The sequence below is a fragment of the Marinomonas epiphytica genome (genome assembly GCF_054780655.1).
In genome coordinates, this window is the sequence record NZ_BAAGVX010000001.1 from 81,816 (window position 1) to 96,561 (window position 14,746).

A 14,746-nucleotide genomic window follows, 5' to 3' on the forward strand; every position below is an offset into this window, starting at 1 on the left:
CACCCAAAATTACATTGGGTGCATCATGTCACTGCTATTAGACACTTTAGAATCAGACTTGTTTGAGTCCTGACGATTACCTTCTAGTTGAGCCAGATAAGCCGCGTCAATGTCTCCTGCAATGTATTTTGCATCAAAAACAGACGTATCAAATTCGCGTACTTCAGAATGTTTCTCATCAATACAAGCTTGGATTAAATCATCCAAATCTTGGAAAATAAGCTTATCAGCACCGATCAACTCACAGATCTCATTTACTTCCCTATCATGAGCGATCAACTCTTTGGCCGCTGGCATATCAATACCGTAGACATTAGGGTAACGTACTTCCGGCGCAGCAGAAGCAATATAGACCTTCTTAGCCCCGGCTTCCCGAGCCATTTCAATAATTTCTTTACTCGTAGTACCGCGAACAATGGAATCATCCACCAGCAATACCGACTTGTCTTTAAACTCAAATGGCACAGGGTTTAACTTCTGACGCACGGATTTTTTACGCACTGCTTGCCCAGGCATAATAAAGGTACGGCCGATATAACGGTTTTTAACCAAGCCTTCACGGAAGGGAATATTAAGTGCTTGAGCAATTTGTAGGGCTGCAGTACGACTGGTATCAGGGATTGGAATGACCACATCAATATCGTGATCATGCCATTCACGCTGAATTTTTTCTGCCAAACGGTTACCCATATTAATACGTGCTTTATACACTGAAATATTATCAATAACGGTATCTGGGCGCGCAAAATACACATATTCAAACAAGCAAGGACGTGCCACTTTCTTCGGAGTACATTGACGTACATGTACCTTATGATTGACATCAAGGAAAATCGCTTCACCAGGTAGAATGTCACGCTCAATAGTAAATCCAGCGGCATCTAATGCCACACTTTCAGAGGCCACCATGTACTCAATACCCTCTGGTGTTTGGCGGGAGCCATAAATCAATGGGCGTATGCCATCAGGGTCACGGAAAGCGAGAATACCATAGCCAGTGATCAGAGCAGCAACTGCATAACCGCCTTCAATTCGCTTGTATACTCGCTCTAAGGCATTAAAAATATCATCCGGCGTAGGTACAAGCTTGCCTTCCTCATGAAGCTCATGGGCCAACACATTCACCAGCACTTCGGAATCAGAAGTAGTATTAACGTGACGAAGGTCAGACTCAAACACTTCTTGTTTAAGTTTCTCTGTATTGGTCAAGTTACCATTATGAGCTAATGAGATACCGTAGGGAGAGTTTACGTAAAAGGGTTGCGCTTCAGCTGAGCTGGATGTGCCAGCCGTTGGGTAACGCACATGGCCGATACCAATGTTCCCCAATAATTTTTTCATATGGCGTGTGCGAAATACTTCGCTGACAGGTCCATTATCTTTACGAAGACACAGACGGCCATTATGGCTAGTCACCATTCCAGCAGCATCTTGCCCACGATGCTGTAGAAGAGTTAACGCATCAAAAATTGCTTGGTTAACTACAGACGTGCCAACGACACCAACAATACCACACATTTTAAAACCCTCGTTTTAGAAAACCATGACCAAAGGTCACATACGAATTACTTATGACTGACTATAAAATTAGCTGCTTAATGCTCTATCTATCAAGGTAGGGTTAACCACTTCTGATCCCTTACTTAACAGATCACTCACCCACCCTTTTAGCAGTACCAGCTGAGGAATAAGTTGCGAAGACTTCCACATTTCTGTTTTCTCTATGGCTGGGCTTAAACTGAGTAACGAAACAAACGCCACAACAATCAAACTTCCTTTAGCAAAGCCAAACACCATTCCAAGCACTTTGTCTGTACTGCCAAGACCGGTTATTTTAATTAAAGATCCCAACAAAAAACTCGCCAATGCGCCAACGATGAGAGTCGCAATAAACAAAGAAGCAAAGGCCGTTATGTAACGAAACTGGTCATTCTGAATTTGATCAGCCAGTAAAGTTTGCATCTGGGCTGAGAATTTAATGGCAACAAGAAACGCTACCAACCAGGTTACCAAAGACAAAACTTCTTTAACGAATCCTCGCTTCAAGCTCAGCAAGGTAGAAACGACAACCACCGCAATAATAAGCCAGTCCACGGTCGCAATAGAACTGAAAAAATCCATGTCATCCTCGAAACGTTAGGCCCACAATACGCCTAGGGATTTAAAATAATGGCATTAGCCATTCACTGAATACTTAATAATAAAGCCATTGAGCCCGAAATCTTTTTTGATCTTCTCTTTCGCTTTTTCAGATACTTCTCGATCAAACTCAGGCCCTACATACACCTTGTACAAGGCGTTAACCGTGACACTGTACGCATCGTACTTAGCTGCTTGCAGTTTGGTCACTAAACGCTGTGCATTTTCACGGTTTTTAAAGGTTGCAATTTGCAATGCCCAGCGCCCAGCAGGTTTCTTCTGACTAACAGCAGCAGGCTTTTTAACGGCAGGCTTGGTCGTTGTTGTACTGGGGGTAGTGGCTTTAGAGGAAACGTTTGTCGGCTTTTTAGAGGAACTGTCTTGTTTAGAAGTATCGGACGCAATGGGGATAAGCTGAATATCATCCTCATCGTTATTTGAGGCACTTGGTGAAGCCGTATTGGGTGCTTTATTAACCGGCTCTGCTTTAGCGATAGGAGCAGGAGTAAAAGCAGGCGGCTCATTAATGACCACTTGTAAATCGAGCTCAGCAGGCCTTTCTCCATCAAGCACTAGGGGCAGTAGAATACACGCCGACAAAACTAAAATTGCCGCCCCTGCTAGCCTGTATTTAATGGTTTTATCAATCATTTAACGGTTTTTCCTGAACAGAGTTTAAATATTCCGTCACAGTGACAAATGATCCAAACAACACAATCGCTCTTGCTTGTTGTTGGGCTAACTTAAGTGCCGCAATATAAGCATCCTGAAGTGTTGAGTGTTGGGTGATACTGGCAGAGCAAGCGGTTTCATGAAGAGCCAAACTTAACTCTGCCGCCGAAGCGGCTCTGGGGCCTGGCAAGTCTGTCACATGCCAAGCAGCAAAGCTGGTTTTTAAGTGTTGTATGACTTGCAGAATGTCTTTGTCTTTCAGCATGCCACATACCGCAATCGGTTGCTTCTCGAATGGTGTGATCCTAGACCGTAATTCTAATGCTGCTTCTGGGTTATGGGCAACATCAATATACACATCAGGTGCAGAGGAAACACGCTGAAAACGCCCGGTTAACGTCGCTTCACTAAACAATTGAGACAAGTCTTGCTGACTGGGAGAGAGGCCCATGTAATGTAGCACTGCCAATACAGTTGCAGCGTTTTCAATGGGTAACTGAGGCAAAGGAAGTGCTTCAAAGCGCACGTCGTCGGTATACCAAGACCAATCTGTTGGGCCGACATTGAAGTGAAAATCCGCCCCCTTCTGTTTAAGATCTGCTTTTACAATTTTAGCGGTTGACGCAATGGAATCTGGAGGGTTAACAACGCCACTTACCAGAAGCTTATTAGGCCGAGCAATTCCGGCTTTCTCGCGGCCAATATCTTCTAGGTTATTCCCCAGCCAATCCGTGTGATCTAAGGCAATTGAGGTAATAACAGCAACATCAGTATCGACCATGTTAACAGAATCTAAACGTCCGCCAAGGCCAACCTCTAAGACCCAATAATCTAGCGCTAGGCGATCAAAGATCCACAGCCCAGCAAGGGTACTAAATTCAAAATAAGTAAGGGGAATATCAGCGCGGGCTTCTTCTATTACGGTAAACGCTTGGCAAATTAGATCGTCGCCACATGGGCGACCATTAATGGCAATACGCTCATTAAAAGCAATAAAATGTGGCGAGGTATAGGTACCCACCGAATAGCCTTGGGCCGATAAATAATGAGTCAGCATGGCGCAAGAAGAGCCTTTACCATTGGTACCGGCAAGCGTAATGACGCGCTCTTTAGGACGACCAATTGCAAGCTTATCTAATACTTGTTTACCCCTTTCAAGGCCGAGCTCTATTTCAGAAGGATGCTGGCTTTCGATATACGAAAGCCACTCATCTAATGACCTTTGCGCCATTGGGTTAGGCCGCCTTGTTTGTCAGTAACGACAAGATGTTAAATAGGCGATCACGCATTTCATCGCGTTTAATGATGGTATCGAGCGCTCCTTTATCAAGCAAGAACTCGCTACGCTGGAAACCTTCAGGCAGTTTTTCACGTACAGTTTGCTCAATAACACGAGGACCTGCAAAACCAATCAGTGCATTCGGCTCAGCCACGTTAAAATCACCTAGCATAGCCAGAGAGGCAGACACACCACCAAACACAGGGTCAGTCATAACTGAAATGTAAGGAATGCCCTGCTGTTTCATTTTCTCTAAACCGGCACTGGTTTTCGCCATTTGCATCAAAGAGATCAGAGCCTCTTGCATACGCGCACCACCACTAGCGGAGAAGCACACCAAAGGAATGCGTTTTTCAAGACACACATTCACCGCTTGAATGAAGCGTTCACCAACGATAGAGCCCATAGAACCGCCAAGGAAACTGAATTCAAAGGCCACAGCAACCACTGGCATGCCGTTTAGTACGCCCTCCATTGCTACTAACGCATCCTTTTCACCCGTTGCTTTTTGGGCTGCTGAGATACGGTCTTTGTAGCGCTTAGAGTCTTTAAACTTCAGTTTATCTTCAGGCTCAAGATGAGCACCGATCTCTTCACGGCCTTCTTTGTCTAGGAAGATATCCAAACGGCGGCGAGCACCCACGCGTAAGTGATGGTCACATTTCGGGCATACATCTAGGTTCTTTTCTAACTCAGGACGATATAAAACATTGTCACATTTTGGACATTTCTTCCATAACCCTTCTGGCACGGACCCTGCCGACTTTCTCGACTCGCTACGTACGATCGAGGGTACAAATTTATCTAACCAGCTGCTCATTTATTTCTCCATATCTGTTTCTAGTGATGCTCATGCGTCCATTTCGTTACGCATAGGTAACAAAATATTCGCTAGAGCATCGGCTATTAATTCTTTGCTCTCTTGCTGCTTATCTGCGATAGCATTAACCAGTACACTACCAACAATCACGCCATCAGCACATTGACTGACCGCCGCAGCCGTTTGCGCATCGCGGATGCCGAAACCGACGCCAATTGGCAAATCTGTTACGCTTCGTAGCGTATCAACATGCTGTTTAACACTTGCCACATCCAGTGCCGCCGATCCGGTAACACCCTTAACTGACACGTAGTACACATAACCCGATGCTAAAGCACATATTTTTTTGGCTCTTTCAAGGGTGGTGGTTGGTGCCAGCAAGTAAATTAAATCAATATTGTTCGCTGAAAAGCATTCTACTACATCTGTGGCCTCTTCAGGAGTCAGATCTACTAATAAAACGCCATCTACGCCTGCTTCTTTGGCTGCATCTGAAAATGCTTGATAACCGTAGAACTCGATCGGATTCAAATACCCCATCAAAACCACTGGCGTATGCTGATTTGTTTCACGAAATTCACGAATAATATTCAGCACATCTTTAATACGAGTTCCTGCCGCCAAACTGCGCTCACAAGCCAGCTGGATCACAGGCCCATCGGCCATGGGATCAGAAAACGGCATACCGATTTCAATCACATCTGCACCAGCCTTCACCAAGCTGTGCATGAGTGTAACCGTATGGCCTGGTGCTGGATCACCTGCCGTAATGTAAGGAATTAAAGCTTTTTTACCTGAGGTTTTTAACCCATCAAAACACTGTGCTATACGACTCATACTTCAATTCCATCCAATTGCGCCACTGTTAAAATGTCTTTGTCACCACGTCCAGATAAATTGATAACAACGATTTCGTCTTTAGACATGGTCGCTGCCAACTTCATACCATAAGCAACAGCATGGCTTGACTCTAGTGCAGGCATAATGCCTTCTAGTCGAGTAAGATCACGGAAACCTTCCATTGCTTCATCATCATTAATGGCAACATAGTTTGCACGACCAATATCTTTTAACCATGCATGCTCAGGACCTACGCCAGGATAGTCTAGGCCAGCAGAGATAGAGTGAGTACCGCTGATTTGACCGTCTTCATCGGCCATAACATATGTTCGATTTCCGTGTAGCACTCCAGGCCTTCCTGCTGATAGTGGAGCCGCATGACGACCAGTTTCAATACCGTCACCTCCGGCTTCTACACCATACATAGCGACAGATTCATCTTCTATGAAAGGATGGAACATACCTATGGCATTAGACCCGCCACCGACACAAGCGACGACTGCGTCAGGTAAGCGCCCTTCTTGCTCCATGCACTGCTGTTTGGTTTCACGACCAATAACAGCTTGGAAGTCACGAACTAATTTAGGATAAGGATGAGGCCCAGCCGCGGTGCCAATAATGTAAAAAGTGTCATCTACATTACCAACCCAGTAACGCATAGCTTCATTCAATGCATCTTTCAGTGTTTTTGTTCCTGAGTCCACTGCAATGACTTCGGCCCCAAGTAACTTCATGCGGTATACATTCAAAGATTGACGACGAATGTCTTCAGAGCCCATAAACACTTTACATTTAAGCCCCAAACGAGCCGCGACTGTGGCAGACGCCACACCGTGTTGGCCTGCCCCCGTTTCAGCAATAATATTAGGCTTTCCCATATGCTTAGCCAACAGCGCTTGGCCAATAGTGTTGTTAATTTTATGGGCACCTGTGTGGTTAAGATCTTCACGTTTTAAGTAGATTTTTGCTCCACCGGCGTGTTCAGTTAAACGCTCAGCAAAATACAAAGGTGAAGGACGGCCAACATAATGTGCTAAGTCTTTATCGAATGCTTGTTGAAAGGTTTCGTCTTGGGACAGATCCTCGTACATTTTTGCGAGGTCATCTAACGCAGCCATTAGGGTTTCTGAAACAAACACACCGCCATACTGGCCAAAACGACCTTGTGCATCAGGCAATGCTTGCTGTTTTTGTTGTTTATCCACTTTTTGCTCCATTAATAAATTCTTTTACTTTTTGGTGATTTTTTTTGCCTTTTGACTGCTCCACCCCACCGCTAACATCAACAGCATAAGGCTGTGTTTGCTGGACAGCTTGGGAAACATTTCTGGGTGTGAGTCCGCCCGCGAGAATTAAGGGCTTAGGCATAGCTTCAGGTATCAAAGACCAATTAAAGGTTTCGCCAGTTCCGCCAGGCACGCCAGGCTTGTAGGCATCGAGTAAAATAGCTTGGGCGGTAGGGTAAGCTTCTATGCATTGGCTTAATTCCTCATCGGCTTTGACACGTAACGCTTTGATATAGGAGCGTTGGTATTGAAGACATTCTGCTTCGGTTTCATTGCCATGAAATTGGATAACCCACCTGGGTTGATCACAAATCAAAGTGTCGATTTGTTCCTTCGGAGCATCCACAAATAGGGCAACAGGTGTTATAAATGGCGGCAGTTCAGCCACTATAGCATTCGCACGTTCAGGGCTAATATAGCGTGGACTTTTTTCGTAAAAAACAAAGCCAAGTGCATCAGCACCTGCGTCGCAAGCCAACATAGCATCAGCCAAGTTGGTAATGCCGCAAATTTTAACACGACACGTCATGGTTTGGCTCCTCTACAGTTGGCAAAAAATGAGGACCCAACGAAGACGTAGGTACATCATACTCTTGCGGGTACTGAGCATCAACAAAATACAAGCCAAAGGGCGGTGCTGTAACCCCACCCTTAGCACGATCTTTCGCATCGAGCACCTGCTTAGCCCATTCTACCGGCTGCTCGCCTGCCCCAATGGTCATTAAAACACCGGCAAAATTACGAATCATATGATGTAAGAAAGCATTGGCTCGCACATCAATCACAATGTATTGGCCTAGCTTTTGAACTTCAAAATTCAGCATGGTACGCACAGGACTATTAGCCTGACAGCCTATTGCACGAAAAGAAGTAAAATCATGAGTGCCAAGAAAATAACGGGATGCAGCTTGCATTCGAGCCACATCAAGTGGCTTATAAGTCCAAGTTACGCCTTTTGAAAGCAAAGCTGGACGCACTTCAGACTGGTAAATAACATAACGATATCGGCGACTTAACGCACTAAATCGAGCGTGAAACTCATTATTAACGGGTTTCGCTCCGACCACTGCAATATCTTTAGGCAAATGAGTATTCGCCCCCAGGGTCCAAGCTCGCATTGATCGCTCAGCATCTGTGTCGAAATGGACCATTTGCGCACTGGCATGAACACCCGCATCCGTACGGCCTGCACACACAACGCTAATTGGTTGATTGGCTATTTTACTTAAAGCGTTTTCGAGATTTTCTTGAACGGTTGGTACATCAAATTTCTGGGCTTGCCAGCCTTTGTAGGCCGAGCCATCGTACTCGACCAACAAAGCTACTCTATGTTTACTCACTTGGGAACATGCGCTCCATCATACTCTGGGCTTCTGCAATTTGTTGCTCATTACCCGTTTTAATGACATCTTCAAAAATCACTCTGGCACCTTCATCATCGCCCATGTCCATGTAGGCACGTGCCAAATCAAGCTTGGTTGCGACCTCATCGCCACTGGCATCAAAGAAGTCAAACTCTTCTTCATCGTCACTTTCTAACTCTTCGTTGGTGGCTTCTTCTTCACCAAAAGTAGGCGCATCAGGAATGTCATCCGCCTGCGCTTCAGCTAGATTTTCTTCAATAGAATTCGCCAATGCTTCATCAGGCGCTTGATCAAATACAGCTTGCTCGTCAGCATCTTCTTGATCCACATCATTTAGAAGGCTAGAAACAAATTCTTCTTCATCGCTGATTTCTTCGCTTTCTGGCTCTGCAGAAATATCAAATTCGTCATCTGCTTCAACGGTCGGAATCTCATCTTCTGGTTCTTCTACAGCTTCTTCAGCGACTTCATCCACAACGTCGTCTAGTTCGTCAACTTCTTCTTCCGATACAGCTTCTAACTCGTCCTCTTCGGAAAATTCGAATTCGTCTAGCTCAACTTCTTCAGTGGGTTCAATTTCATCATCAAAGACATCGATATCGTCATCGATATCTTCATCTTCATTGAAATCAAATGCGAAAGGGTCATCTTCAATTGTTGGGGTCTCTGCTTGGGCAACCTCTTCTTCAAATGCTTCTGGTTCTGGCTCAGCAATCTCCCCGGCGAAAGCGTCCGCAGCCACAGCCGCTGTTGTGGCCGCCGCGGCAGGGGCTGCCAAATCAAATTCGTCATGCTGTTTGGCTTGCTCGGCTTTCTTTTTACCAGATCGACGGATTAACAAGCCCGCAAGGAAGCCTAATAGAATTAATACCACAGCACCGATTGATACTATGATGGAGTTACCAAAAATCTTATTAAACAGAGAATTAGCTTCGGCCTGCTCTTTTTCACGGCGCATTTGATCTGCTTCTAACAGCTGATCAACGGTATTCTTTTGCTCTTGTAGAGCTTGCTGAGCTTGAGAAAACTGCAACTGCAACTCTGCCATTTGCTGATCTTTTAGGCTAATTAATTGCTCAAGGGTTGCAAGTTGTTTATTAAGCTCTCCTAGCTGATCAGATAGATCCGCTTTTTCACGCTGCTCTTTATCTAATAACTCTTGGGTAGCAGATAGCTCATTTTGCAAATCATTGATCGCTTCACCATCACCACTGTTGGAGCTGGCGCTATCTTCAGGTAGCAAACTCTGACCTGAAGCCAAGGTCAATTTATCACTTGTTTCAGTTGTTTCACTGGTTCCCTGATTTGATTGGGCTTGGGTATTTAATTGAGCTTGCTCAACTGCAGAAAGGTTGCCGTTAGCCTTCATTGCCATCCAAGCTTGATGCTGGCGGTCAAATTCTTGCTTAGACATAGTTCTGTTAAAGAGAGCGATCTGTTCTTGCGTAGGCAGCCTTAGAATGGCACCTTCTTTTAACAGGTTAATATTATTTGCCGTGAAAGCCTCTTCATTAAGGGCTTGTATCGCCATCATAGTTTGGTAAATCGACAATTGGCTGGTTGGGCGATTTTGGCTTGCAATTGACCACAGCGTGTTGCCTTTAACAACATCCATTTCTGCTTGGCTAGACATGCGCTTAGCGGAAGCAGCGGCATCACGTAGGACAGTATTGGTATTTGATTGTGTGGCAGACTGCACCACGTCAGACTGGCTTTTATCTATTAGCGCAGTTTGTTGTACAGGGGTCAAGTATTGGCGAACCACCTGCCCACTCGGCCAGCGCGCAGCCAGCACGAAGTTTAACTGATCAACTTGTAAAGGTTCATCGGTAGAGACATTAACCAGCAATCGGCCGCCCTGTTGAACCACATCAAATTTAAGATTTAAAAGAGAACGAGTAGGCGTAATGCCAGCTTGTCGAAACTCAGCCTCGCTACCCAGACGAACCAAAATATCATTGGCCGTTAAATTACCGACATCGGTTAAGGTAATTTGGCCACTATAGGGCTCATCCAAATTTGAACTAGAAGTTAACTCACCCAATTCCAATGCGTAGCTACTGGAGCTGTATAGTAGACCCGACACAGCCATACTGATGAGGGTTTTCTTAAGCATATGCTTCCCTTTCTTTTTCAAAAATGGATATAAATATTTACCAAGTATCTAACACCACTGACTTTTAATCAATAGCTTTAGAATCAATGGTTTGTAGATAAGACACAGAGTAAGCCCAAGCAGCCCTTTTAAATGAAAAAGTCGACTTCAAAATATAAAAAGCGCCGTTCGTAGGCATGAGCTCTTATCCTTTCAAATTCGTTTGGTCTGCTCATTCGCCAACGATAGAGCATAGAAGTTCATGGGTGTTTAGGAGCTTCCTCTAACCCTTTCTTCTCTCTGTTTCTTTTTTCCTGCGCTCATTAGGCCGCACTTTTCATAACCTGTTAATTAAGGCAGTGTTAAAGCAAATTGTATTCAATTTAAAATAAATAATGGCGATAAAAGAAAGCAAATAGCTTGGCGTAAAGGCAAACACAATGATGTAATAGTGCCATTAAGAGCCTGATAATCGCTCCCTTTATAACAGTTAGAGCCTTCAATTATGTCTTACTATCAAAAACTCACATCTCTTTGCCAAACCATCCATCATTTCAATCACGCTCAAGCCATATTAGGTTGGGACGCAGCCGCTAACATGCCAGCAGGGGGTAACGAAGCCCGCTCCGATGCCATGGCAGAGTTGTCAGTTCACATACATAGGCTTTCAACACAACCTCAACTAGGAGACTGGTTTGCAAACGCTGAGCAAGAAAGCTTAAACACAGAAGAGCAAGCCAGTTTGCGAGAAATGAAGCGCCAATGGCAGCAAGCTACTGTAGTTCCAGAGGATTTGGTTGAAGCCCAATCCAAGGCAGGCTCTACTTGCGAACACGCTTGGCGTAGCCAACGCCAAGAAAATGATTGGCATGGCTTTGAGAAAAATTGGCGGGAAGTTGTCGCCCTGTCCCGTGAAGAAGCAAGCATTCGAGGGGAAGCTCTAGGGCTCACCGCCTATGACGCCATGTTAGATAAATTCGAGCCGGGCACCACCACTGAATCCCTAAACACTTTATTTAGCGAAGTGAAAACCTGGCTACCAGACCTGATTGAAAAAGCCCTTGAAAAACAAGCTAGCCAAAACATTATTATGCCTTCAGGTCATTACCCAGCTGAGTCGCAGAAAGCATTAGGGTTAGAGGTTATGAAGCTACTCAAATTCGATTTTGACCATGGCCGACTTGACCAGAGTGTGCACCCATTTTGTGGCGGTGTGCCAAGCGATGTTCGTATCACCACGCGTTATGACGAGAGTGACTTTGTGCAAGCTCTAATGGGCATTGTTCATGAAACAGGCCACGCTCGATACGAACAAGGACTGCCAAAGGCGTTTACCGGCCTGCCTGTTGGCGAAGCACGCTCCATGGGTATTCATGAATCACAATCCCTGTTTTTCGAGATGCAGTTAGGACGTAGTAAAGACTTTATAAGCCACCTATCTCGCTTATCAGCGCAAGCGTTTAACGCCCACAATGATCCAGTTTTTACCGAACAAAACCTCAGCAAAATCTATACAAAAGTTTCCAAGGGCTTTATTCGCGTCGATGCTGATGAGCTAACCTACCCTGCCCATGTTATTTTGCGCTATGAAATCGAGCGCGACCTCATTAATGGCGTCATCAAGCACACCGATGTACCAGAACTTTGGCATGAAAAAATGCAAGCCTCCTTGGGGCTTTCAACCAAAGGCAACTACAAAAATGGCTGCATGCAAGACATCCACTGGACAGATGGCGCCTTTGGTTACTTCCCAAGTTATACACTTGGTGCCATGTACGCCGCTCAATACAAAGCAACTATGACAAGTACAGTCAACATAGAAGCCGCCATTCAAAGCGGCGACTTAAGCCCCATCTTCCAATGGCTAAACGACAACATCTGGTCTCAAGCCTCACTCCACACTACGGATGAGCTAGTGGAACGTGCCACGGGCGAAACCCTAAATGCCGAGCACTTCAAGAAACACCTAGAAGAGCGTTACCTATAACCTGCCACCCAAATGTTTGTCGCCATCCATGGCGACAAGCATCACCCCCGATCCCCTCGTATTATTAACGACGCTTAAAAATGCATACTTCCCCAAATACCAAACCGTAGGGGGCCGTTAGGCCGAAGGCCGTAATGCACCGCTGGGAGCGCAGCTCCCATAACGTAACCAAATACACTACCATCCACCATTGAATTTGCCTAAACATACCTGCCTTGTTCAAACATCATTGACGGCATTTGAAAATGACATTCTTCCTCGAAACTGCCGCCTACCTCGGCAGAATGTCATTTCCCAAATACCTAAACAAACCTACTTTCCCAAATACCAAACCGTAGGGGGCCGTTAGGCCGCAGGCCGTAATGCACCGCTGGGAGCGCAGCTCCCATAAAGTCAACGAACACATCAACTCCAACCAACAAGCCTTTCTAAGCATGGCTGGCTTCTTAAAAATCTGACCCAAAAAGCGGTAAGAGGTATAACAAGCCATCAAATAAGAGCTACAAACGGCTGTTTTTAACGGCTGTTTTTTTGCTCATGACTCGATAATTTAACCCCGCTAACTTATTGCCACTTTGCAAGACATTATGTGACCCACTTTTTCATTTCGTGCTAAATCGTATAGAATTAGGGGTAAGCCGTTGAAAGGAGTCAACAATGCCCGTAATTAGCCGATTCTATGGAATTATTATCGCTATGTATTTTAACGATCATAATCCTCCTCATTTTCATGCTAAATACTCTGGTTACGAGGCTCTCTTTGCCTTTGACGGCTTAATACTTGAAGGAGAGCTCCCAAATAGAGCCACGAAATTCGTTCAGGAATGGCTTTCAGAGCATCAAGCCGAACTAGAGGAAAATTGGCATAAGGCTCAAAATGGCGAACCACTAAACTACATTGCACCATTGGAGTAAAAAAATGCTTCACGTTAGAAACGCAAAATATCTTGATGGCTTTAAACTGTGGGTAACATTTGACGATGGTACAGCCGGAGAAGTCAATTTAGAAAACAAGCTATCTGGCAGTGTCTTTGAACCTCTAAAGAACTCTTCGTTTTTTTCTAAAGTTGCAGTAGACCCAGAATTAGAGACAGTGGTTTGGCCAAATGGTGCCGATCTAGCGCCTGAGTTTTTAAAACGTCACATAACAAAGCGCTAAAGTTCAACTCTCCCAAACACCAAACCGTAGGGGGCCGTTAGGCCGAAGGCCGTAATGCACCGTTGGGAGCGCAGCTCCCATAAAGTCAACGAACACATAAACTCCAACCAACAAGCCTTTCTAAGCGTGGCTGCCTTGTTCAAGCATTATTGACGGCATTTGAAAATGACATTCTTCCTCGAAACTGCCGCCTACCTCGGCAGAATGTCATTTCCCAAATACCTAAACAAACCTACTTACCCAAATACCAAACCGTAGGGGGCCGTTAGGCCGAAGGCCGTAATGCACCGTTGGGAACGCAGTTCCCATAAAGTGTACGAACACATCAACTCCCGCCAACAGGCCCTTCTAAGCATGGATGTCTTGTTAAAACTTTGATACAGCTAGCAATGTAAGAATTTATATCAATGGATTACACCTGTGGATTGAACCACAGAAAGCCCTCCCAAAAAAAGAATCTGTTAATGAAGCCAAATCGAATAAGTTAAGTAAAGACTCAGCAAAACTTCTGTTTGCTTCATTATCTCAGCCTGACATTCTGTACTGTTCTTATAGAGAAATAGCAGAATATGCGAACATTTCATTAGGAATGGTGAGTAAAAGGCTTAGGAGTCTTTGAAAGTGAATCGCTCGTTAGTTTAAGAAAAAACAAGATGTTTGGGATGGCGTGAACTTAGAATCCCAGTAATTGAATTTGTGGGCTAAAAAAGGCTAGTCCTGAGTATTCTTGGGTCTGATTTTGGTTGATTGTCCTTTAGGGTGCCCCTCAAATCGACTCTGGATATCCAAACCAACACGAGTTAAATTAGATACACCTAAGGATTAACCTGTTATTTCAAAAAAACCCCACCTTAAGATCAAATGGATAATTCATATGTACACACCAACTTTTAAAGACTGGTTCTCTTTGCTGCTTTTGATTCTGCTTTGGGGCACTTCCTTTATGTTTACTGCGCTCTCATTGCAAAGCTTCAGCCCTTTGTAGTGGTCAACTTATTCCGGACACAGTTTTAAGTTTTTCTTCAGCTGCTTGAGGGCTGATTCCCTTATTTTTTTGATGAGGCCGCTTTTGGTTGTAATAACTCATCAAGTAATAACTAATATC

Annotated in this window: 13 protein-coding genes; 3 read left to right on the forward strand and 10 right to left on the reverse strand. The window is 44.8% G+C overall.

The genetic code is table 11. From position 1 onward, the window contains the following. Nucleotides 1–9: 9 nt before the first annotated feature. The 10 genes from purF to ACYVGZ_RS00420 all read right to left on the reverse strand — a co-directional run bounded on the left by purF (nt 10) and on the right by ACYVGZ_RS00420 (nt 10,516). On the reverse strand, nt 10–1,518 hold the full coding sequence (gene purF / locus ACYVGZ_RS00375; protein WP_460749598.1) for an amidophosphoribosyltransferase: 1,509 nt from the start codon (nt 1,516–1,518) through the stop codon (nt 10–12). A 69-nt stretch (nt 1,519–1,587) separates the two neighbouring features. Next, nucleotides 1,588–2,121 carry a CvpA family protein gene (locus tag ACYVGZ_RS00380; protein WP_460749600.1) on the reverse strand — a complete coding sequence of 178 codons (534 nt, stop codon included), beginning with the start codon at nt 2,119–2,121 and terminating at the stop codon, nt 1,588–1,590. 54 nt (nt 2,122–2,175) lie between these two features. Then, nucleotides 2,176–2,790, reverse strand: coding sequence for an SPOR domain-containing protein (locus ACYVGZ_RS00385; protein ID WP_460749602.1), 615 nt, complete (start codon nt 2,788–2,790; stop codon nt 2,176–2,178). Further along, complete coding sequence (folC, locus tag ACYVGZ_RS00390; protein WP_460749604.1) at nt 2,783–4,042, reverse strand: bifunctional tetrahydrofolate synthase/dihydrofolate synthase; 1,260 nt, start codon at nt 4,040–4,042, stop codon at nt 2,783–2,785. The genes ACYVGZ_RS00385 and folC overlap by 8 nt, the downstream gene beginning before the upstream one ends. A 4-nt stretch (nt 4,043–4,046) precedes the next feature. After that, entirely contained in the window at nt 4,047–4,910 is an 864-nt protein-coding gene (gene accD, locus ACYVGZ_RS00395) for an acetyl-CoA carboxylase, carboxyltransferase subunit beta (RefSeq protein ID WP_460749607.1), read from the reverse strand. 30 nt (nt 4,911–4,940) lie between these two features. Further along, the gene (gene trpA / locus ACYVGZ_RS00400; protein ID WP_460749609.1) at nt 4,941–5,747 is read right to left on the reverse strand and encodes a tryptophan synthase subunit alpha; all 807 of its coding nucleotides are present in this window, start codon (nt 5,745–5,747) and stop codon (nt 4,941–4,943) included. Next, nucleotides 5,744–6,955 (reverse strand): tryptophan synthase subunit beta, encoded by a 1,212-nt coding sequence (gene trpB, locus ACYVGZ_RS00405; protein WP_460749612.1) that lies wholly within the window; start codon nt 6,953–6,955, stop codon nt 5,744–5,746. Before trpB ends, trpA begins: the two co-directional genes overlap by 4 nt. Further along, the gene (locus ACYVGZ_RS00410) at nt 6,948–7,565 is read right to left on the reverse strand and encodes a phosphoribosylanthranilate isomerase (protein ID WP_460749615.1); all 618 of its coding nucleotides are present in this window, start codon (nt 7,563–7,565) and stop codon (nt 6,948–6,950) included. Before ACYVGZ_RS00410 ends, trpB begins: the two co-directional genes overlap by 8 nt. After that, nucleotides 7,549–8,376 (reverse strand): tRNA pseudouridine(38-40) synthase TruA, encoded by an 828-nt coding sequence (gene truA, locus ACYVGZ_RS00415; protein WP_460749618.1) that lies wholly within the window; start codon nt 8,374–8,376, stop codon nt 7,549–7,551. The genes ACYVGZ_RS00410 and truA overlap by 17 nt, the downstream gene beginning before the upstream one ends. Next, the gene (locus ACYVGZ_RS00420; protein WP_460749621.1) at nt 8,369–10,516 is read right to left on the reverse strand and encodes a FimV/HubP family polar landmark protein; all 2,148 of its coding nucleotides are present in this window, start codon (nt 10,514–10,516) and stop codon (nt 8,369–8,371) included. The genes truA and ACYVGZ_RS00420 overlap by 8 nt, the downstream gene beginning before the upstream one ends. A gap of 484 nt (nt 10,517–11,000) precedes the next feature. Here ACYVGZ_RS00420 and ACYVGZ_RS00425 point away from each other — a divergent pair, with 484 nt between their 5' ends. The 3 genes from ACYVGZ_RS00425 (at nt 11,001) to ACYVGZ_RS00435 (ending at nt 13,641) form a co-directional block, all read left to right on the forward strand. Next, nucleotides 11,001–12,482, forward strand: coding sequence for a carboxypeptidase M32 (locus ACYVGZ_RS00425; RefSeq protein ID WP_460749624.1), 1,482 nt, complete (start codon nt 11,001–11,003; stop codon nt 12,480–12,482). A gap of 657 nt (nt 12,483–13,139) precedes the next feature. Beyond that, nucleotides 13,140–13,397 (forward strand): DUF4160 domain-containing protein, encoded by a 258-nt coding sequence (locus tag ACYVGZ_RS00430; RefSeq protein WP_460749627.1) that lies wholly within the window; start codon nt 13,140–13,142, stop codon nt 13,395–13,397. A gap of 4 nt (nt 13,398–13,401) precedes the next feature. Next, complete coding sequence (locus ACYVGZ_RS00435) at nt 13,402–13,641, forward strand: DUF2442 domain-containing protein (protein WP_460749630.1); 240 nt, start codon at nt 13,402–13,404, stop codon at nt 13,639–13,641. Nucleotides 13,642–14,746 lie beyond the last annotated feature (1,105 nt).

Excerpts from the sequence above, each read along its gene's own strand:
- ACYVGZ_RS00435 (WP_460749630.1), top strand. The coding sequence starts at position 13,402 with ATGCTTCACGTTAGAAACGCAAAATATCTTGATGGCTTTAAACTGTGG.
- ACYVGZ_RS00410 (WP_460749615.1), bottom strand. The coding sequence starts at position 7,565 with ATGACGTGTCGTGTTAAAATTTGCGGCATTACCAACTTGGCTGATGCT.
- trpA (WP_460749609.1), bottom strand. The coding sequence starts at position 5,747 with ATGAGTCGTATAGCACAGTGTTTTGATGGGTTAAAAACCTCAGGTAAA.
- accD (WP_460749607.1), bottom strand. The coding sequence starts at position 4,910 with ATGAGCAGCTGGTTAGATAAATTTGTACCCTCGATCGTACGTAGCGAG.
- ACYVGZ_RS00430 (WP_460749627.1), top strand. The coding sequence starts at position 13,140 with ATGCCCGTAATTAGCCGATTCTATGGAATTATTATCGCTATGTATTTT.
- ACYVGZ_RS00380 (WP_460749600.1), bottom strand. The coding sequence starts at position 2,121 with ATGGATTTTTTCAGTTCTATTGCGACCGTGGACTGGCTTATTATTGCG.
- ACYVGZ_RS00425 (WP_460749624.1), top strand. The coding sequence starts at position 11,001 with ATGTCTTACTATCAAAAACTCACATCTCTTTGCCAAACCATCCATCAT.
- folC (WP_460749604.1), bottom strand. The coding sequence starts at position 4,042 with ATGGCGCAAAGGTCATTAGATGAGTGGCTTTCGTATATCGAAAGCCAG.
- ACYVGZ_RS00385 (WP_460749602.1), bottom strand. The coding sequence starts at position 2,790 with ATGATTGATAAAACCATTAAATACAGGCTAGCAGGGGCGGCAATTTTA.
- purF (WP_460749598.1), bottom strand. The coding sequence starts at position 1,518 with ATGTGTGGTATTGTTGGTGTCGTTGGCACGTCTGTAGTTAACCAAGCA.
- ACYVGZ_RS00420 (WP_460749621.1), bottom strand. The coding sequence starts at position 10,516 with ATGCTTAAGAAAACCCTCATCAGTATGGCTGTGTCGGGTCTACTATAC.